Genomic DNA, 20,541 nt, shown 5'->3' on the forward strand with positions numbered 1-20,541 from the left:
GCATCCCTCGTCCAGGTGATCTCCCGAAGTGAAAGGGAACCTATTTGCAAAGCCAGGGCCCCGGTCGTGGGGACGTCGTTGAAGCGTCCTTGGCCGCCGGTCATTTTTCCTCCGAGAGATGTCGATGAACGAGATAGTCACCCAGCGTTTTTCCCTTGCCGGTCGAACAGTTCTGATTACCGGTGCGTCTAGCGGCATTGGCGCGCACCTGGCCAGGCTCGCCGCGCGCTCTGGCGCTCAAGTGGTACTTGCAGCTCGACGGGTCAGCAGGTTGGAGCAACTGGCGCTGGATATCGAGTGGGAGGGAGGAAAGTCCTTGCCTGTTGCCATGGACGTCACCAGTCGTGCCAGCGTTGAGGCCGTCTTCGATGCGGCCGAAGCGCATTTCGGCGTGATCGATGTCGTTCTTAACAATGCCGGGATTGGCAATGGACAGCGGCCGCTGGAGATCAGCGAAGAAGACTGGCGCGCGATGCTTTCGACCAACCTCGACGGCGTGTGGCGCGTTGCCCAGGTCGCCGCACAGCGATTAGTCAAGGCGGGGCGGGGCGGCAGCATCGTCAATGTCGCCTCGATCCTCGGTCTGCGTGTCGGGACTGGCTACAGCCACTACTGCGCTGCCAAGGCGGGGGTAGTGCAACTGACCAAATCGCTGGCGCTAGAACTGGCACGATTCGGGATTCGAGTGAATGCCATAGCTCCTGGTTACTTCCGAACCGAGATGAACGAGGAATTCTTCGACAGCGAAAAGGGCAACGATTACATCCGCCAGTTGGTACCCATGCGCCGGCTCGGGGAGCTGAGCGAGCTGGATGGGCCCTTCCTCCTGCTGGCCAGTAATGCTGGCTCATTCATGACCGGCAGCATCCTGGCGACCGATGGCGGCCATCTGCTGAGCAGCTTGTGAGTCGATGATTCAGGGGGGCGGCTAGACGGCACCAGCCGGGCTGGCCGCGCCATGCAGGAACATCTGCTCCAGCACGCTGGCTGAGCCGGAGCTGGCTGCACGTCCGCGCCGCTCAGCATCGACCATCCCGTAGATCAGTGTGATGAACAGCTCAGTGAAGACGGCCGCTGTGATGTCGATGCGGAACACTCCGTTTTGCTGGCCGCGCAGGAAGAAGGCATCCAGGGCGTCGATGTAGGACTGCCAACGGGAGCCGTCGGCGTCGGGCGAGAGGAAGTCGGGGCTGTACTGGAACATCAGGAATGCCAGCAGTTCACGGTGGGTGAGGTGCTCGCCGATGAGCCGGCGCAGGGCGTCCAGCGGCTCGGAGCGCTGCAGGTCGCAGGTGTCGATGACTTGCTTGAGGACCGTTTCGCCATGGCTTTGCAGCATTTCCACGAGGTTGTCGCGGGTGCCGCAGAAGCGGTGCAGCGTGGCTTTACTGACACCGGCCGCTTCGGCGAGCTCCTTCAGGGTCGCGCGCGGGCGTTCGACGATGGCCACGGCCAGTGCCTTGATCAATCGTTCGTCATGCGCAGTCAGGGTCATCGGCGGACCTCGGGTCGGTTTGGGCTGGGCGCATTTTGCAGAAATCCCAGGCTCATCGAAAGGGGAAGACGCAGAAAAGCAAAAAATAATTCATATGAGACAAAATTGACTCATATGGTTTTTGGTGAAATCATCTGCGCCGTTTTTAATCAAGGTCCGGGTGAATCATGGGCAGTGTGCGTGCAATGGGGTGGGTCGGCGTCGTGGTAGCGGCCTTGGGGTTGGTGGGCTGTGGCCCTGAAGAGGCGCAACAGGCGTCGGCCGAGGTGCCGCGCCCGGTGGGCGTGGTGACGGTGATCGCCGAGCCGCTGGTGCTCACCGCGGAATTGCCCGGGCGGATCGAGCCCATGCGGGTCGCCGAAGTGCGCGCGCGGGTCGCCGGTATCGTGCTGAAGAAGCGCTTCGAGGAAGGCGCCGACGTCAAGGCGGGCGAGCTGTTGTTCCAGATCGACCCGGCACCGCTCAAGGCTGCCGTGTCCCGCGCCGAGGGTGAACTGGCGCGTGCCCAGGCCGCGCTGTACGAAGCCCAGGCTCGGGTGAAGCGCTATGCGCCGCTGGTGAAGATCGAGGCGGTCAGCCAGCAGGACTTCGACAGCGCCACGGCCGACATGCGCAGTGCGCAGGCCGCTACCCGTTCGGCCGAGGCCGACCTGGAAACCGCCCGCTTGAACCTGGGCTATGCCTCGGTCACCGCTCCGATTTCCGGGCGTATCGGTCGTGCGCAGGTCACCGAAGGTGCGCTGGTCGGTCAGGGCGAGGCCACGCTGATGGCGCGCATCCAGCAACTCGATCCGATCTATGCCGACTTCACCCAGCCTGTAGCCGACGCCTTGCGCCTGCGTGAAACGCTCAGCCAGGGTGGGCTGTCGGCCGGCGATCGCAATGCGCTGACGATCCGCGTCGAGGGCACCCAGTACGAACGACAGGGCTCTCTGCAGTTCACCGACGTGTCGGTGGATCGCGGCACTGGCCAGGTCGCCCTGCGCGGCAAGTTTGCCAATCCCGACGGTGTGTTGCTGCCTGGCATGTACGTGCGCGTTCGGGCGCCGCAGGGCACCGATAGCCAAGCCATCCTGGTCCCGCAACGTGCCGTGCAGCGAGCCAGCGATGGCAGTGCGGGCGTGCTGGTTGTGGGCGAGGGCGAGCGCGTCGAACTGCGCCCGGTGAAGACCGGCGTGATGCAGGACTCGCGCTGGCAGATCAGTGAAGGGTTGAAGGCGGGCGACCGCGTTGTCGTCGGAGGCCTGGCCGGCTTGCAGCCTGGCGCCCTGGTCGTGTCGCACCCTGAGCAACAGGCGTCGCGCCAGTAGCGCCGGTTTCGCCGCGAGGAATCTTCAATGTCCGAGTTCTTCATCAAGCGCCCGAATTTTGCCTGGGTCGTGGCGCTGTTCATTTCCCTGGCCGGCCTGCTGGTCATTCCGCTGCTGCCAGTCGCGCAGTACCCCAACGTCGCACCGCCGCAGATCACCATTACTGCGACCTATCCCGGCGCCTCTGCAAAGGTGCTGGTGGATTCGGTCACCAGCGTGGTTGAGGAGTCGCTCAACGGTGCCAAGGGTCTCCTGTATTTCGAGTCGACCAGCAACTCCAACGGCATCGCCGAGGTGGTTGTCACCTTCCAGCCCGGCACCGATCCGCAGTTGGCTCAGGTCGACGTACAAAATCGCCTGAAGAAGGCCGAGGCACGCATGCCGCAAGCCGTGCTCACCCAAGGCATGGAGGTCGAGCAGACCAGCGCCGGCTTCTTGCTGATCTACGCGCTCAGCTACAAGGACGGCGCGAAGCACGACGACACCACGCTGCTCGGTGACTACGCCGCACGCAACATCAACAATGAGCTGCGTCGTGTTCCCGGTGTCGGCAAGCTGCAGTTCTTCTCCTCCGAAGCGGCCATGCGGGTCTGGATCGACCCGCAGAAGCTGGTGGGCTTCGGACTGTCTATCGATGACGTGAGCAACGCGATTCGCGGCCAGAACGTGCAGGTGCCGGCCGGCAGTTTCGGCAGCTCGCCCGGCAGCGCCCAGCAGGAGCTAACCGCGACCCTGGCGGTGAAGGGCTCGCTGGATGACCCGGAGGAGTTCGGCCGCATTGTCCTGCGTGCCAATGGTGATGGTTCGGTGGTGCGCCTCGCGGACGTTGCGCGCGTGGAAGTCGGCAGCGAGAGCTACAACTTCTCCTCGCGGCTGAACGGCAAGCCGGCGGTGGCTGGTGCAGTGCAGCTGTCACCGGGCGCCAACGCCATCCAGACCGCCGAGGCGGTGAAGCATCGTCTGGACGAGCTGTCGGCGAACTTCCCGAGCGATGTGGAGTATTCCGTTCCCTACGACACTTCCCGCTTCGTCGACGTCGCCATCGAGAAGGTGCTGCACACCCTGGCCGAGGCCATGGTGTTGGTGTTCATGGTGATGTTCCTGTTCCTGCAGAACGTGCGCTACACGCTGATCCCGGCGATCGTGGTGCCGGTGTGCCTGCTCGGCACTCTGACGGTGATGTACCTGCTGGGCTTCTCGGTGAACATGATGACCATGTTCGGCATGGTGCTGGCCATCGGCATCCTGGTGGACGATGCCATCGTGGTGGTGGAGAACGTCGAGCGGATCATGGCAGAGGAGGGGCTGTCGCCGGCGGCGGCCACGGTCAAGGCGATGGGGCAGGTGTCCGGCGCCATCATCGGCATCACCCTGGTGCTCTCGGCGGTGTTCCTGCCTCTGGCCTTCATGGCCGGCTCGGTCGGCGTCATCTACAAGCAATTCTCGCTGTCGCTGGCGGTGTCGATCCTGTTCTCCGGCTTCCTCGCCCTGACCTTCACCCCGGCGTTGTGCGCCACTCTGCTTAAGCCGATTGCCCACGGGCACCATGAGAAACGCGGCTTCTTCGGCGCCTTCAACCGCGCCTTCGCTAGCCTCACGCAGCGCTATAGCTGGCTGAACAGCGGGCTGGTGCAACGCTCCGGGCGCGTGATGCTGGTCTATGCCGGTGTGCTGGCGCTGCTCGGCTACACCTATCTGCGCGTTCCGGAAGCCTTTGTCCCGGCGGAAGACCTCGGCTACACCATCGTGGACATCCAGCTGCCGCCAGGCGCCACCCGGGAGCGCACCAACGCGACCGGCCAGGAGCTGGAGCGCTTCCTGCAGTCGCGCAAGGCAGTCGACTCGTCCTTCCTGGTGATGGGTTTCAGCTTCTCCGGCATGGGAGAGAACGCCGCGCTGGCTTTCCCGACCCTGAAGGACTGGTCCGTGCGCGGCAAGGAGCAATCCGCCGAGGCGGAAGCGACTGCGATCAACGCGCACTTCGCCGCGCTCGACGACGGCGCAATCATGGCGGTGTCGCCGCCGCCCATCGACGGCCTAGGCAATTCCGGTGGTTTCGCCCTGCGCCTGCAGGACCGCGCCGGTCTCGGCCGCAAAGCCCTGCTGGCCGCCCGCGACCAGTTGCTGGAACAGGCCAGCCACAACCCGAAGATCCTCTACGCGGTGATGGAGGGGTTGGCCGAGGCGCCGCAGCTGCGCCTGGAAATCGACCGCGACAAGGCACGCACCCTAGGCGTGAGCTTCGAGTCGATCAGCAGCGCGCTGTCTACGGCTTTCGGCTCGGCGGTGATCAACGACTTCACCAACGCCGGCCGCCAGCAGCGTGTCGTGGTGCAGGCGGAGCAGGGCGCGCGGATGACGCCGGAAAGTGTGCTGCAGCTGTACGTGCCCAACGTCAGCGGCGAGCTGGTGCCGCTCAGCGCCTTCGTCAGCACCCGTTGGGAGGAGGGGCCGATGCAGCTGGTGCGCTACAACGGCTACCCGTCGATCCGCATCTCCGGCGATGCCATGTATGGCACGAGCACGGGCGAAGCCATGGCCGAGATGGAGCGTCTGGCATCGCAGCTGCCGGCCGGTATCAGCTACGAATGGACCGGCCTGTCGTACCAGGAGAAGGTCGCCAGTGGCCAGGCGGCGCAACTGTTCGCCCTGGCCATCCTGGTGGTGTTCCTCTTGCTCGTGGCCCTCTACGAGAGCTGGGCGATCCCGCTGACCGTAATGCTGATTGTGCCCATCGGCGCGTTGGGTGCGGTGCTGGCCGTGATTGTGGTCGGCCTGCCCAACGACGTTTACTTCAAGGTCGGCCTGATCACCATCATTGGCCTCGCGGCGAAGAACGCCATCCTCATCGTCGAGTTCGCCAAGGAACTCTGGGAAAAGGGCTACGGCCTGCGCGAGGCCGCCGTCGAGGCCGCGCGCCTGCGATTCCGCCCAATCGTGATGACTTCTGTGGCCTTCATCCTTGGTGTTGTGCCCCTGGCGATCGCTACCGGCGCCGGCGCGGCCAGCCAGCGCGCAATCGGTACCGGCGTCATAGGCGGGATGCTCAGCGCCACCTTGCTTGGCGTGGTCTTCGTGCCCGTCTGCTTCGTCTGGGTGTTGTCGCTGCTGCGGCGTAAGCCCGCCCCCGTGGAACAACCGGCGCTGCCCCAGGAGTGATCTGCATGCGTACTCAACTCTTCGCCATTCCCACCCTTCTACTGGCCGTAGCGCTGGGCGGCTGCTCCTTGGCCCCGACTTACGAGCGGCCCGAAGCGCCAGTGCCGGCTAACTGGAAGATAGGTGCCGCGCAATGTTGCCGCACGGTGAATGAACTGGATTGGCAGAGCTTCATTGTCGATCCCGACTTGCGCCGGCTGGCGGGTACTGCCCTTGAGAACAATCGCCCGTTGCGCCAGACCCTGCTCGACGTCGAACAGGCCCGCGCGCTGTATCGCATACAGCGCGCCGATCGCGTGCCCGGGTTGGACGGCAGCGCCACGGGTAATCGCCAGCGCCTGCCGGCCGATCTATCCACCAATGGCTCGGCGGTTTCCAGCAACTACCAGGTCGGCCTTGCGCTGCCGGAATATGAGCTGGACCTGTTCGGCCGAGTGAAGAGCCTAAGTGATTCGGCGCTGCAGCAATTCCTCGCTTCTGAGGAGAGCGCGCGTGGAGCGCGGCTGGCGCTGGTGGCCGAAGTCAGCCAGGCCTACCTGAGTTACGACAGTGCCCAACGACGCTTGGCGTTGACGCAGCAGACGCTGGCGAGTCGGGAGGACTCGCTGGCACTGATCGGTAAGCGGCGTACGGCTGGCGCGGCAACCGCGCTGGATTACCAGGAAGCACTGGGGCTGGTTGAGCAGTCGCGCGCCGAACAGGAGAGCAACCTGCGACAGAAGCAGCAAGCGTTCAACGCGCTGGTCCTGCTGCTTGGGACCAAGGATGCGGCGAAGCAGATTCCACAGACGCCACAGGCTAAGCTCATGTTGCTGCAGGACGTTGCCCCGGGCACCAGTTCGGAGCTGATCGAACGTCGGCCAGACATCCTCGCCGCCGAGCATTTGCTACAGGCACGCAATGCCGACATAGGCGCGGCTCGTGCGGCGTTCTTCCCGCGAATCAGTCTGACCGGCACCTTCGGTACTTCCAGCGCCGAGTTGTCCGGTCTGTTCGATGGCGGCTCGCGCTCCTGGAGCTTCGTGCCGAGCCTTTCGCTGCCGCTGTTCGATGCAGGGCGCAACCAGGCCTCCCTGGACCTGGCCGAAGTCCGCAAGGACTCGGCCGTGGCAGCGTACGAGGGCAGCATCCAGACCGCGTTCCGCGAAGTGGCGGATGCTCTTGCCGCTAGCGATACCTTGCGCCGCGAAGAAGTTGCCCGCCGGGCTCTGGCCGATACCAGTGGCGAGGCGCTGAAGTTGGCCAAAGCGCGTTACGAGGGCGGCGTCGACAGTCACCTGCGCTACCTAGACGCGCAGCGCAGCAGCTTCGTCAACGAGGCGGCGTACATCGAGACCAGCACTCAGCGGCAGATCGCTCTGGTCGACCTGTTCCGCGCGCTGGGCGGTGGTTGGCAGAAGGCAGATACCACTTCGTCAGCACTGCAGCAGGCAGCTCGCTGAATTGCAAATTACCGGGGTATTCAGAGCCCCTTCGCCAGATTTTGTGCAGTCTGGCGAGGGAAGCAGGCAGGTAATCGGCTTACCACCACAACCATGAACAGAAGGGGGAAAACCATGTCGCTGACAGATCAAACGATGGGCGTCCGCGAGGGCGAGGAGCTGGAGGTAGTTCTGATCGACCCGTACCTAAAGGCACACATTCCGGGGCTCGCCGGTACTCCGCGCATCAGCCAGTTCCCCGGTGGCGCCTCGAACCTGACCTACCTGTTGGAATACTTCAGTCACGAGCTAGTGTTGCGTCGACCGCCGTTCGGCCACAAGGCCAAGTCGGCACACGACATGGGCCGCGAATATCGGATCCTCAATCGGCTCAATTCCGGCTTCCCCTACTGCCCGAAGGCCTACGTGCACTGCACCGATGAGTCGGTGATCGGCGCCGAGTTCTACGTCATGGAGCGGGTCAAGGGCATCATCCTGCGCGCCGACCTGCCGCCGGAGTTTAAGCTCGACGAGCAACAGACCAATCAGCTGTGCAGGAACTTTGTCGACCGCCTGGTGGAACTGCACAACGTCGATTACGCCGCCTGCGGGCTGGCTGATCTGGGCAAAGCTGACGGTTATGTGAGACGCCAAATTGAAGGTTGGATCGACCGTTACGAGAAGGCCATCACCTCCGACGCGCCGAGCTGGGCGCCGGTCAAGGCCTGGCTGCGCGAGAAGATGCCGGCCGACCACCACAAGCCGGGTATCGTCCACAACGACTACCGCTTCGACAACGTCATCCTCGACCCGAACGACCCGATGCGCATCATCGGCGTGCTGGACTGGGAACTGACCACCATCGGCGACCCGCTGATGGACCTGGGCAACACCCTGGCCTACTGGGTCCAGGACGATGATCCCGATCCCATGCATCTGATCCGCCGCCAGCCCAGCCACCTGCCGGGCATGCTGACCCGCCAGCAGTTCGCCGACTACTACGCCGAGCGCGCCGGCCTGCCGCCGATCGACAACCTCGACTTCTACTACACCTACGGCCTGTTCCGCCTGGCCGGCATCGTGCAGCAGATCTACTACCGCTTCTTCCACGGCCAGACCCAGGACAAGCGCTTCGCCCAGTTCATCCAGATGAACCGGTTGTTGGAGCAGGCGAGCCTGCAGGTCATCGAGCGTTCATCTCTCTGACTGCGTAGGCAGTAGGAGCACGACGGGGACCCGTAGGTCCCTTCGTCGTCTTCAGGCTCGATCAGTGTCGACGAGGTTGGCTAGTTGGTGGCACGCAGCAGGGCAGCTTGGTGTGTGAGCTGGCTCGTAACGAGCATGGCCAGTGCTTCGCAGGCTGTCTCGGTTTCGATTCGTAGACGCGCATCGTCTCGATGGGCGCTCCAGGCGATAACCAGGCCATCGACCAATTGGACTAGCAGGCGGCTGATGACGCCAAGAGAGGCCTCGTCGAGCTGAACGCCAACGGAACGTTCTATGGCTTGTTTCGCCGCTTCGATGGCTTCGGCGTAGATCTTTGCCGCCATCTCGGGGGCGTTGCGATTGGCCCAGTTGAAGAGGTCGTACTGGGCCACGGCGGCATTGGGGTGGGTGATGAACCAGTGAATTAGATGGCGCAGCAGGCCTGTCGATGTCTCCACCACCGTGGTACCGGCCGGCACGTTCTCCAGGGCTTGCTGGGGCAGGGTGAAGAGCGTTTCGAAGACTGCGTAGAACAGGTCTTCCTTGGTATGAAACAGGTAGTGGAGCGAGGCCAGGGGGCAACCCGCAGCCGTAGCGATGCGCCGGGTAGTCGCATTGGCGACCCCATGCTCTGCGATCACTTTGATGGTGGCTTCGACGAAATCCTGTCTGCGCAGTTCCGCGCCCACTCTGGCCATAGCCAAGCTGTCTCCTTGATGTCAGCCCCGCGTTCGACGTGATCCTGCGCGTCAACGCTGGCGGATGCTACCTCATGCTCATTGGCGTCGTCATTCGGCAAAGGAGGGCACCAGGGACTGATCACAGAAGCGCCCTTCGCGCGGTGCGCACGAAGTTGAAACTGTTAGTGATTATTTCGGTAACATGTGTTCCGTAAATTCTCATGTTGGTGCACGCACGTGCTGCCTGTTGGTGCAATTCGGGTGAGGAAGTAGCGACACGCTCAGCTATGTAAATCCGCAAATAGTTGAAAATAAAGGAGATAACAAGTGTTCTGTAAAATGGCATGTGCCTTGCTTTGATCAAATGACTTGGTCAATTGATCAGGTCATTTGATTAGGTGGCGTGCCGCAGTCCGAAGTTCCCCTCGGGTAGAGCTAGCCACCGGTTGAGGCCCATGAGGAACTTCCGATGAAAGAAGTGATTGAGCGTCCATCCGCCGGTGAATCCAGTGGCAATGGAATCAGAAATCTGATCGCGGCCGTGGTGGCATCGGCTGCCATCTGTTCGGTTCACGCTGCGGAAAAGGACGCCGCATTGCTGGGTACCAAACTGACCCCTTTGGGCGGTGAAGTTGCGGCCAACGCTGATGGCAGCATTCCCGCCTGGACGCCGCCCGGTCCGCAGGGGGGCGACTGGAGCTACGGCCAGGTGCGCGGCCAGCATTGGAAGTTCAAGGGCGACAAGCCGCTGTACAGCATCACTGCCAGCAATGTCTCGCAGTACGAGAGCAAGCTTTCCCCTGGGCAGCTGGAGCTGTTCAAGAAGATTCCGGGTTACCGCATGGATGTTTACCCAACCCGCCGCAGCTGCGGCGTCCCGGACTTCGTGGCCCAGAACACGCGCAAGAACGTAGGCACCGCCACGCTGGATGGTTCCGGACTGGTCCTGCAGGAAGCCAGCCTGCCGGGCGTGCCGTTCCCCATGCCGACTACCGGCGCCGAAGTCATGTGGAACATGAAGATGCGCTATCGCGGCGTCGGGTTCTCCATGCCCAAGGATACGGCCGGCATCTCGCCGCGTCGGGGCAGTAACGACTGGCTGCACACTTCCCTCGACATGTTCATGTTCACCCCGTGGGGCGGCAAAGGTAGCTCTCCATTCTCCGCGGCAGATCGTGTGGAAGTGGGTACGTTCTTCTCTTACAACGAGCCGGCGTCGTTTGCCGGGCAGGCTGCGGTATCCATCAGCAAGGCCGGCGAGGAAGCGACCACGTACTACTACTTCCCGGGGCAGCGCCGAGTCCGCCGCATGCCGTCGTACTCCTACGACGCACCTCAGATCGGCCTCGACAATCAGTACACCGTCGATGAGACCAACATCTTCTACGGCCCGCTGGACCGCTTTGACTGGAAGCTGCTGGGCAAGAAGGAAATGCTGGTGCCCTACAACGCATTCGGTGCTTATGACACCTCGGCGAAACTCGAGGACGTAGCCAAGCGCGACTTCATTGCGCCCGAATATCGTCGCTACGAACTGCATCGCGTTTGGGTCGTCGAGGCCACTGTCCGTGAAGGCATGCGCCACCAGGAGCCGAAGCGGCTGTTCTACGTCGATGAAGACAGTTGGAACGGTCTGATGGCGGTCGACTACGACAAGCAGGGGCAGATCTGGAAGGTTCGCGAGGGCTTCACCATTCCGGTCTACGAGACTGGCAGCTGCGATATGGAAGCCTCCGTGCAATTCAACATGATCGATGGCCGTTACGCCTACGACATGACCTCCATCGGCGCCGGCAAGGACGACCACCGCTGGCTGACTGAGAGCGCTGGAAATCCGCGCCTGAAGCCTGACTTCTACACCTCCGACAACCTGCGCGCGATCAGCGAGCGCTAACCAGCAGTCGATCGAGAGCCAACATGAAAAAAATAATCACACAAGCATCAGGGCTGGCCCTTGCGTGCAGCGCTCCGCTGGCAATGGCATTCACCTTCGAAACGGAAAACATCCACGGATCCTTCGACTCCACCATCGCGGCGGGAATGGCCGTTCGTACCCAGTCGCAGGACTGTCACCTGATCACCGCTGGCGCCACCGGGCATCATCCGCCCAGTGGCTGCCAGTCGCCGGTCGCGGCCTTCGGTGACCAGGGAGACCTGAACTACGACAAAGGCGATTTGTTCACCAACTACATCAAGGGCACTCATGAACTGCTGCTGAAGCTTCCTGACGATTACAGCTTCATGGCGCGCGGTAGCTGGATTCGCGATTTCGCCGCTACCGACACCACAGGTGCCCTGAGCTATGGTTCGCCGCCTGACGTTCACAAGAACGGTCTCACCGACAACGCCCACGACGACCTGCGCTTCAAGGCGCGTCTGCTCGACCTATGGGTAAGCAAGAGCTTCGATGTCGGCGACCAGCGCGTCCGCGCTCGTCTGGGTAACCAGGTAATCAACTGGGGCGAGAGCATCTTCACCCTGGGTGGCATCAACAACACCAACGCCTACGACATCTCTGCCCTGATGCGCCCCGGCACTCAGCTTAAGGAAGCCGTACTGCCGGCGCCCATGCTCAGCCTCGCCTCAGGCTTGGGAAGTGGCGTAAACGTTGAAACCTACTACCAGTTCGACTGGAACAAGAGCGAAGTGCCTCCGGTGGGAAGCTACTGGTCTACCACCAACTCGCTGGGCGACGGCATGCAGGCCTATGGCGTGCACAGCAAGAACGCTCGGAACAGTGGCCAATGGGGCCTGGCTGTGCACTGGCAGCCGCGAGACAGCGATCTCAACCTCGGCGCGTACGTGATGCGCTATCACGACAAGCTGCCGGCCTTCAGCATTCAGTTCGATCCGAACACCGGTGCCGCACTTCAGGAATGGCAATACCCGGAAGACCGCATGATGTACGGCATCAGTGCCAACATGCCGGTTGGCGACTGGGCCGTTGGCACCGAGCTGTCCTACCGACCGAAAGACGCTGTCACGCTCAACCCGAACGTCGACTACTGCCAGGGCACTGGCGGCAAATGCTGGAAGGACGAGAAGAAGTTTCAGTGGCACCTGACAGGCTTGTACAGTCAGACGCCACAGAACTCGCCCCGTTGGCTTGAATTCACTGGCGCCAGCACCGGCACCCTGGTGAGCGAACTGGTGGTGGTGCACTACCCGGGCCTGAATGATGAGTACGATGGTGAGCCCACCGCGCCGGCTTCCTATAGCTGGATCAAGGACCCGAATACGCTGCCGACCTCCAAGGGCGACAAGACCTCGTCCGGCATCAGCCTGGACTACAGCCTGACCTACGAAAACACCCTGCTGGCGGGCTGGCAGGTCACCCCCGGAGTCTTCTATTCGCGCGGTCTTGGCGGACGTACGCCGAACCTCTCGCAAACCTGGACCGACGGCGCCAGCACCATGAACCTGTACCTGAACTTCGTGCGCAACCCGGCCAGTTGGCAAGTGTCGTTCAACTACGCGAAGTTCATGGGCGGCGCGACTCCCTATGACCAGATGCTGGGCGACCGCGATTACGTCGGCGTAGTCGTATCGCGCACCCTGTGAGGCCCGTTGTGAACGCATCTGTAGACAAGTCTGTAAAGCGGGAGCGCCGTATGCTCCCGCGCATTGAAAATGCGCTGTTCGGGCATCGCCGGCTGGTGCTGGCATGCCTGGCAGTGTTCACCCTGGTCATGGGGTGGTTTGCCGTGCAATTGCGCATGGACGCCGGGTTCGAGAAGCAGTTGCCGATTGGTCACGAGTACATCGAGACATTCAAGACCTATCGAAACGACCTTCTGGGAGCCAACCGCCTGACCGTGGTGGTGAAGTCGCGCAAGGGACAGATCTGGAGCAAGGCTGGTCTGCAGCGGTTGTACGACGTGACCCAGGCAGTGAACTTCCTGCCGAACGTCTCACGCAGCAGCGTGCGTTCGTTGTGGACGCCGAACGCCTTCGTCAACGAGATCACCGAGGAGGGTTTCCGTGCCGATCCGCTGATACCGGGCACGGTCACCCCCGAGAGGCTGGATGACGCGATCATCGGCAAGATTGCCAACTCGACTACCCAGGGTGGTTTCATCGGCACCCTGGTCTCGCGCGACCAGAGCAGCGCGATGATCACCGCCGATCTCGAAGAGTACGACGCCAAGGGCGCGCGCCTTGACTACGTGGCCTACAACGACGTGCTGGAAAAGCAGCTGCGCGAGAAGTTCGAAGACGGTGATTACGAGATCCAGATCATTGGCTTCGCCAAACAGATCGGCGACATTGCCAAGGGCGCTTCTTCGGTGCTGGAGTTCTGTCTGTTGGCGCTGCTGCTGACCGCTGCAGCGGTCTACTGGTACTGCCATTCCGTGCGCTTCACCCTCCTTGCACTGGGCTGCTCGCTGACTTCGCTGGTCTGGCAATTTGGCAGCCTGCGCCTACTGGGCTATGGCCTGGACCCGCTGGCAGTGCTGGTGCCGTTCCTGGTGTTCGCCATTGGCGTTTCCCACGGTGTACAGCAGATCAACTTCATCGTGCGCGAGATCGCCTGCGGCAAGACTGCCGACGAGGCGGCGCGTTCCAGCTTCAGCGGCTTGCTGATCCCAGGGACGCTGGCGCTGGTGACGGCTCTCGTCTCCTTCGTCACGTTGCTGCTGATCCCCATTCCCATGGTGCGTGAGCTGGCTATCACTGCCTCGCTTGGTGTCGGCTACAAGATCGTCACCAACCTGGTGATGTTGCCGCTGGTGGCATCGATGCTGCGCGTTGAGAGTGCATATGCCACCGCCGAGGAGCTCTCCCGCGAACGCCGTGCGCGTTGGCTGCATGGCCTGGCCCGGCTGGCTGAATGGCGCAATGCCAGGTGGGTGCTCTGCACTGCCGTGGTGGTTTTCGCGACAGCCGTCTGGCAGAGCCATGATCGCGTTGTTGGAACCTTGCAAGCGGGTGCACCGGAACTTCGCGCCGATGCACGCTTCAATCGCGACGCGGTATCTATAGCCTCCAACTACGATATCGGCCTCGACTGGTTCTCGGTGGTATTCGAGGACAAACCGAGCGAGGGGAGTGGTTCGACGGCCTGCGAGGACATCGCCCTTGGGCAGTATCAGGATCGCTTCGTCTGGGCGATGCAGGACGTCCCAGGGGTGCTTTCAGTGGCGTCTTTCTCCAATAGCATGCGCCAGTTCAACGAGGGCTATAACGAGGGCAATCCGAAAATGAATGCGGTGCCCATCGATCCGGCCAACTACTCGTCGATGGCGACCGAGATCGCCCGTGTCGCCGGACTGATGCGCTCCGACTGCAGCATGACCGCAGTGCACCTGTTCCTGGCCGACCACAAGGCCACCACGATCAATCGCGTGGTAGAGGCTGCCAAAGCGTTCCGCGCTCAATTCCCGCTGCCAGGCATCACGATACGTCTGGCATCGGGCAATGCGGGCCTGCTCGCGGCGATCAACGAGGAGGTCGAGAAGAGCGAGACACCGATGCTGCTCTACGTCTATGCCGCCATCGCATTGCTGGTCCTGGCCGTCTATCGCGACCTGCGGGCGGTGCTGGTGTGCTGTCTGCCGCTGACCATCGGTACCTTCATCGGCTATTGGTTCATGAAGGAGCTGCAGATCGGCCTGACCATCGCGACCCTGCCGGTGATGGTGTTGGCGGTGGGGATAGGCGTGGACTACGCGTTCTATATCTACAACCGCCTGCAGATGCACCAGGCCAGTGGCCAGCCAATCGTCAAGGCGGTTGAGCATGCGCTGCTCGAGGTAGGCGTGGCGACCATCTTCACCGCCATTACCCTGGCCGTGGGCGTCGCCACCTGGTCCTTCTCGCAGCTCAAGTTCCAGGCCGATATGGGCAAGCTGCTGGCGTTCATGTTCATCGTCAATATGGTCATGGCCATGACCGTACTGCCGGCATTCGCTGTCTGGCTCGAGCGGGTGTTCCCGCGCAAGCGCCCGGTACGCATGGTTGGCGCGCTGGTGCACTGAGGAGAAGTTGATGCGTTACGAGTTTGCATTCATCGGTGCCCTGTTCGCGGCGTTGCTACCGGTATCCGCTCCCCAGGCCGCAACCTTGCAACCTGTTCCTGCTGTCGTCGCGAGCAATGCGGCTGCCGCCGCCATGCTCAATGCGACCTGGGCACAGAGTCGCTTGGTTGCTGTGGGCGACCATGGTGTGGTGCTGCTGTCCGACGATCATGGACAGCATTTTCGCCAGGCCCGTTCGGTCCCCCTGTCCACTCCGCTCACAGGTGTGTCGTTCGTTGATGCTCGGCAAGGCTGGGCGGTCGGGCATTGGGGCGCGATCCTCAGCACCACCGACGGGGGAGAGTCGTGGCAACTGCAACGGATAGCAACTGACGTGGACCGCCCGCTATTCGCTGTGCACTTCTTCAATGCTCAGCAAGGGGTTGCCGTTGGGCTGTGGTCGCTGGTGCTGACCACCGATGATGGTGGCAAGAGTTGGAGCGAACAGAAGCTTGATCCTCCGCCTGGATCGAAGCGGGCCGACTTGAACCTGATGGGATTGTTCAGTGATGGGCAGGGTACCGTCTATGCCACAGCCGAACACGGGCAGCTACTGCGTTCGGGAGACCGTGGCAAGACTTGGAGTTACATCGACACCGGCTACAGCGGCACGCTTTGGTCGGGCGCCGTGTTGAGCGATGGCAGCCTTCTGGTCGGAGGTCAGCGCGGCACTCTGATGCGTGGGCTCTCCAATGGGCAGGGCTGGCAACGGATACCACTGCAAAGCAAGGGGTCGATCACTGCGATCGCTGTGTCCGACCAGCAGGTGCTGGTGGCGGGACTGGATGGCCTGATGGTGCGCAGCAGCAATGGAGGACAGAACCTACAGGAACAGCGGGTTCCAGAAAGTACGCCGTTTACCGCGGCCCTGCTTGATGGTGCTGGAAAGCCTGTGCTGTTTTCTCAGCGCGGCATAGTGCCTGTCCCCTAGAGGGAGGTCTCGCGGCGCCGAAAAGCCGCGTCCGTGAGTCCTGGGGTGGATTTGCCGACCCAGGCCTGGCTCCTGCATGTGTCCACTCTTTTAAGGGGCTTCATTGCTCGGCCCCTTCTTTTTGAAGTCGATGAGAGCGGAGCGGCGTTTGGCAGACCAGGTATCAGGTGCTCTATCGGGCAAGAATGGTGGAGTGGAGGGGTAAGTTGTTTAGACGGAAGCTAGATGAACTTGCTTGCCAGGTTAGTACCCGTATTCAAGCGCTTCTCAGTGATCAAGCTGCAGAAGATTTCAATAGCCAAATCATCAAGCGTTATCCCGCCTTGAGCCGGAGCCTCGATGCACTGGCAAGACGGCTAGACGCACACAAATGCTCTTCTCGAGACCCGGCGACAAGCGACGCCGAACGACAACGTTTCAGGGAACTCGAGATCTGTCTTCGGGCGACCCAGGCCGAAGTACTGACGTATCGACGCCAATCAGAGCGCAGCGCCATCCGGCTCTCCGAAACGGAGGCTCAGCTGGTCCTCCAGCGGGGCAGGGAGCAGGTGTGGGAACTTACCCAGCAGATCCTCACTGAAGGCTGTTGGGAGCTGACGGTCGTCGACGGCGATCTAGAGAGTCCGGCCAATCAACTGCGTTGGACGAAACAATTCCGCGACCTTATCGGTTACTCGGAACAGGAGCTTCCAGGCACCTGGGATAGCTACTTCGCCATCGTCAACCCAGCGGATCTAGAGCAGGTAGTAAGGGTGGTGACGGATTATGTCCAGGCCGATGACTTCAGTTTTCCCTACGTTGTCGAGTACCGGATGAGCCACAAGTCCAAGGGCGAGACCTGGTTCCGTGAAAGGGGAGTGGGTATGAAAGATGCCGGCGGAAAACTCTGCTGTCTGCTAGGGGCTGTCCGCGATATCACGGACGAAAAACTCGTAGCCACCCTTCACGCCCGGGAGCTTGCTGGCTTCCAATCGACCTACGAGCAGATCGCCCAGGTGGTGGCAGTGATCAAAGGTATTGCCGACCAGACGAATATGCTGGCGCTCAATGCCGCTATCGAGGCGGCGCGGGCAGGGGAGGCCGGCAGAGGTTTTTCCGTGGTGGCCGACGAGGTAAAGAAGCTCGCAGGTAGAACCCGCGATGCCACCCAACGAATCCAGGAAATGCTGTCGTCCCAGGCAGGGTGATCGCCAGCTACCGGGAGTGTTGCAGTCACTTCGCAGCTTAAGTGCCGCGGCTCAGTGGTGCCGTCAAAAGCTGCATGAGTCGCTCTACGCGTTGTTCCTCGTTCATTGCATGACTGGCTAGCCAGAGGGGCAGGTGCTCGAAGAGCTCGAGGATCGGTATTTCGGCTGGCACAGGATGGGCGAAACCCGCTGCGCCGAGCGAGGCATCCAGTCTTTGTCGCAGCTGCTCGCGAAGAAGGTCGATGTACTGCCGTTGCTCGGCGCTCAGGAAGACGATGTCGCGAGTGGCCAACTGGAAGTGCTGTGGATGCGCCGTATACCGAAAAACCAGCCCCTGGATGACGGCTTGCAAGGTCGCTCTGGGGCACTCTCGACGATAGCGTCGATCGAACAGCGACAACAGGGCCAGGTAGTGCTCCTCGATGAACTCCAGCAGAAGCTCCTCCTTGCTGGCGCAATGGCTGTAAAGCGAGCCGGCGGTCAGTTCCAGGTGCCGGGCCAGCTCGCGCAGACTGACCTGGGCGAAGCCGCGCTGGGCAAAGAGTTCGAGAGCCTTGGGGCGATTGCGGGCGAAGCGCGACCCGGCAGAGGATGAGGTGGGGATACTCGAGATGCACTTGGCTGTGTTCATGATGCGAACCTGTGCGTTGAGGCAGACCCGCAGCGCGATCCGCTGCGGGGGCATGCGATTTCGCAGGCGCCGGACCCGGTCAGGCGCGCTCGAAAATGACGGCGATGCCCTGTCCGCCACCGATGCACATGGTGGCCAGTGCATAACGGCCCTTGATACGGTGCAGTTCGTGGATCGCCTTGATCGCGATGATGGCGCCGGAAGCGCCGATCGGGTGACCCAGGGAAATGCCGGAGCCGTTCGGATTGACCTTCTCCGGATCGAAGCCCAGTTCGCGCGAGACGGCGCAGGCCTGCGCCGCGAAGGCTTCGTTGGACTCGATGACGTCAAGGTCATTCACGCTCAGACCGGCACGCTGCAGCGCCAGGCGGGTGGCGGGGATGGGGCCAAGGCCCATGACGGTTGGCTCCACGCCTGCATGGGCGTAGGCGACGATCCGTGCCATGGGTTGCAGGCCATCGCGTTTCACGGCATCGCCGCTGGCCAGCAGCAGAGCGCCGGCGCCGTCGTTCAGCCCCGAGGCGTTGCCGGCGGTGACCGAGCCACCCTCGATGAAGGCGGGCTTCATCTTCGCGAGTTGCTCGAGGTTCGCATCGGCGCGGACGTGCTCATCTATCGCGAACTGCGTAACGCCTTTGCGCGTCTGGATCTGCACCGGGACGATCTGGTCGGCGAAGCGCCCTTCGGCGATGGCACGCGCCGCGCGCTGCTGGCTCAACAGGGCCAGGGCGTCCTGGTCCTCGCGGTTGATGCCATGCAGCTTGGCAACGTTCTCGGCGGTGATGCCCATGTGGATGCCGTGCAGTGGGTCCTGCAGCGCACCAAGCATGTAGTCGAGCATCTTCACATCGCCCATGCGCGCGCCCCAGCGTGCGCTAGGTACCAGATAGCCCGCCTGGCTCATGCACTCGGCGCCGCCTGCAATGGCGATGCGCGAATCGTCCAGCAGCAAGCCCTGGGCGGCACTGACAATGGCCTGCAGGCCCGAGCCGCACAGACGGTTGACGGTGAATGCCGGGGCCTCCTTGGGAATGCCGGCCTGCAGCGCTGCGACGCGGCTAATGTAGGCGTCCTTGGGCGTAGTAGGAATGACGTGGCCGAACACCACGTGTTCTACCCGCTGCGGATCACAGTTGGCGCGCGACAGTGCGGCCTGAGTGACCAGCGTGGCCAGCTGCGCCGGCGGTGTGTCTTTCAGGGTGCCGCCGAAAGTGCCAATAGCGGTGCGAACCGCACTAACGACAAAGACTTCAGGTTTGTGCATGGGTATTGCTCCTCGCTGTATGGCGGGGAGTCTAGGGGGCACATTGGCAACCTCCTATGCCAGAATTGCGCAGCCGTCACTGACGAATTTGGACATTGCCCATGATCAATAACGGGGATGCCGATATGGGCGTGCTACGCCAGAGTGATTCGGTTGCCGCGTACTTCGTGAAGGCTGCGCTGCACCGCCTGGCTGATCGTCCGCAACGGGTGAACGAACTGCTGGATGAGGCGGGCATCGATCCGCAGGGGCTGTTCGACCCTTTGCAGCGTGTGCCCGCCGATGCGGTCACTCGTCTATGGCTGTCGCTTACAGAGGAGCTGGGCGACGAGTTTTTTGCGTTCGATTCGCGCGGCTTGCCGCGTGGCGCCTTTGCCATTATCTGCCGGAGCGTGCTCCACGAGCCCAATCTGGGGCGCGCGCTGACTCAGTGCCTGGCGGGGTTCAACCTGTTCCTTGCGGACATCCGCGCATGCCTGGAAACGCGCGGCAATCGCGCGGTAATAGTGCTGGAAAACCGTATTGACGAGCCGGCCATCCGGGGTGTCGCCGAGGAGGTCTATCTCAGCATGGTGATGGGCGTGGCCTGTTGGCTGGTAGGTAGGCAGATCAATCCGGAGCGGACCCAGTTCGGCCATTCGCGCCCGCCACACGGCGCCGATCCATTGCTCTGGGGGCACTGGATAGAGTTCGATGCCGAGCGCACCGAGGTGGAGTTCGACGCCTCCCGGCTCGCGCTGCCAGTCGTGCGCAATTTCGCCGGACTCAAGCAGTTCCTGCGGCATGCGCCGGAAGGGGTGGTGGTGCGATTCCGCAACCGCTCCGGCCTGTCCGCCAAGGTCTATCGGCGCCTGAAGGCCGGAAGTGAACGGGACTGGCTTTCTCAGAGCGACATGGCGCGCAGCCTGTCCATGAGCGAGTCCGCTTTTCGCCGCCAGCTTGAGCGCGAAGGATTCTCTTACCAGTTGCTTAAGCACGAGGTGCGCAAGGCGCTGGCCTTCGAGTTCCTCGACGATTCAGGTTTGAGCATCACGGAAATCGCCATTCGTTGCGGCTTCCAGGAGCCCAGTGCCTTTCACCGTGCCTTTCGGCAGTGGACCGGCATGAGCCCGGGTCGCTACCGGGCCGCGCGTAGCGGCAACAAGGGTTGACGCGCGCTTTCCGAACTGGCCATCGGTTACGCTATCAACAATTAAAATAACGTGTGTTGTTAAAAAATATCCAGATTGCTAGATTCCTT

Annotated in this window: 14 protein-coding genes and 2 pseudogenes; 12 read left to right on the forward strand and 4 right to left on the reverse strand. The window is 62.2% G+C overall.

The genetic code is table 11. The annotated features are described in order from the left end of the window. Positions 1–124 precede the first annotated feature (124 nt). Entirely contained in the window at positions 125–907 is a 783-nt protein-coding gene (locus BLQ74_RS20995) for an SDR family NAD(P)-dependent oxidoreductase (RefSeq protein WP_090265927.1), read from the forward strand. Positions 908–928: 21 nt separating this feature from the next. Here BLQ74_RS20995 and BLQ74_RS21000 read toward each other — a convergent pair whose 3' ends face one another. Beyond that, positions 929–1,495 carry a TetR/AcrR family transcriptional regulator gene (locus BLQ74_RS21000; RefSeq protein WP_090265929.1) on the reverse strand — a complete coding sequence of 189 codons (567 nt, stop codon included), beginning with the start codon at positions 1,493–1,495 and terminating at the stop codon, positions 929–931. 167 nt (positions 1,496–1,662) lie between these two features. Between BLQ74_RS21000 and BLQ74_RS21005 the strand changes: the two genes are divergently transcribed. From BLQ74_RS21005 to BLQ74_RS21020, 4 genes are all read left to right on the forward strand, one after another. Continuing rightward, complete coding sequence (locus BLQ74_RS21005) at positions 1,663–2,805, forward strand: MexC family multidrug efflux RND transporter periplasmic adaptor subunit (RefSeq protein WP_090265931.1); 1,143 nt, start codon at positions 1,663–1,665, stop codon at positions 2,803–2,805. A 27-nt stretch (positions 2,806–2,832) separates the two neighbouring features. Next, the gene (locus tag BLQ74_RS21010; protein ID WP_090265933.1) at positions 2,833–5,964 is read left to right on the forward strand and encodes an efflux RND transporter permease subunit; all 3,132 of its coding nucleotides are present in this window, start codon (positions 2,833–2,835) and stop codon (positions 5,962–5,964) included. A gap of 5 nt (positions 5,965–5,969) precedes the next feature. After that, positions 5,970–7,406 carry an efflux transporter outer membrane subunit gene (locus BLQ74_RS21015; protein ID WP_090265935.1) on the forward strand — a complete coding sequence of 479 codons (1,437 nt, stop codon included), beginning with the start codon at positions 5,970–5,972 and terminating at the stop codon, positions 7,404–7,406. 114 nt (positions 7,407–7,520) lie between these two features. After that, entirely contained in the window at positions 7,521–8,591 is a 1,071-nt protein-coding gene (locus BLQ74_RS21020) for a phosphotransferase family protein (RefSeq protein ID WP_090265938.1), read from the forward strand. 80 nt (positions 8,592–8,671) lie between these two features. Here the strand turns inward: BLQ74_RS21020 and BLQ74_RS21025 are convergent, their stop codons facing one another. Continuing rightward, the gene (locus BLQ74_RS21025; protein ID WP_170842830.1) at positions 8,672–9,289 is read right to left on the reverse strand and encodes a TetR/AcrR family transcriptional regulator; all 618 of its coding nucleotides are present in this window, start codon (positions 9,287–9,289) and stop codon (positions 8,672–8,674) included. A 451-nt stretch (positions 9,290–9,740) separates the two neighbouring features. Here BLQ74_RS21025 and BLQ74_RS21030 point away from each other — a divergent pair, with 451 nt between their 5' ends. From BLQ74_RS21030 to BLQ74_RS28210, 6 genes and pseudogenes are all read left to right on the forward strand, one after another. Continuing rightward, positions 9,741–11,165 carry a DUF1329 domain-containing protein gene (locus BLQ74_RS21030; RefSeq protein ID WP_090265941.1) on the forward strand — a complete coding sequence of 475 codons (1,425 nt, stop codon included), beginning with the start codon at positions 9,741–9,743 and terminating at the stop codon, positions 11,163–11,165. Between the two features lie 23 nt (positions 11,166–11,188). Further along, complete coding sequence (locus BLQ74_RS21035) at positions 11,189–12,832, forward strand: DUF1302 domain-containing protein (protein WP_342028963.1); 1,644 nt, start codon at positions 11,189–11,191, stop codon at positions 12,830–12,832. A 50-nt stretch (positions 12,833–12,882) separates the two neighbouring features. Beyond that, positions 12,883–15,249, forward strand: a complete 2,367-nt coding sequence (locus BLQ74_RS21040) for an efflux RND transporter permease subunit (RefSeq protein ID WP_090265948.1) — start codon at positions 12,883–12,885, stop codon at positions 15,247–15,249. A 10-nt stretch (positions 15,250–15,259) separates the two neighbouring features. Continuing rightward, entirely contained in the window at positions 15,260–16,219 is a 960-nt protein-coding gene (locus BLQ74_RS21045; protein WP_090265950.1) for a WD40/YVTN/BNR-like repeat-containing protein, read from the forward strand. A gap of 185 nt (positions 16,220–16,404) precedes the next feature. After that, positions 16,405–17,112 (forward strand): annotated as a pseudogene (locus BLQ74_RS21050) (PAS domain-containing protein); the annotation flags it as partial. A gap of 108 nt (positions 17,113–17,220) precedes the next feature. After that, a pseudogene (locus BLQ74_RS28210) lies at positions 17,221–17,388 on the forward strand (methyl-accepting chemotaxis protein); the annotation flags it as partial. A gap of 55 nt (positions 17,389–17,443) precedes the next feature. Here BLQ74_RS28210 and BLQ74_RS21055 read toward each other — a convergent pair. Beyond that, complete coding sequence (locus tag BLQ74_RS21055) at positions 17,444–18,037, reverse strand: TetR/AcrR family transcriptional regulator (protein WP_090266034.1); 594 nt, start codon at positions 18,035–18,037, stop codon at positions 17,444–17,446. A 79-nt stretch (positions 18,038–18,116) separates the two neighbouring features. Beyond that, positions 18,117–19,301, reverse strand: coding sequence for an acetyl-CoA C-acyltransferase family protein (locus BLQ74_RS21060; protein WP_090265953.1), 1,185 nt, complete (start codon positions 19,299–19,301; stop codon positions 18,117–18,119). A 101-nt stretch (positions 19,302–19,402) separates the two neighbouring features. Between BLQ74_RS21060 and BLQ74_RS21065 the strand changes: the two genes are divergently transcribed. Then, complete coding sequence (locus tag BLQ74_RS21065; RefSeq protein ID WP_090265956.1) at positions 19,403–20,452, forward strand: AraC family transcriptional regulator; 1,050 nt, start codon at positions 19,403–19,405, stop codon at positions 20,450–20,452. Positions 20,453–20,541: the final 89 nt, after the last annotated feature.

The organism is Pseudomonas panipatensis, from assembly GCF_900099785.1.
GTDB lineage: Bacteria > Pseudomonadota > Gammaproteobacteria > Pseudomonadales > Pseudomonadaceae > Pseudomonas > Pseudomonas panipatensis.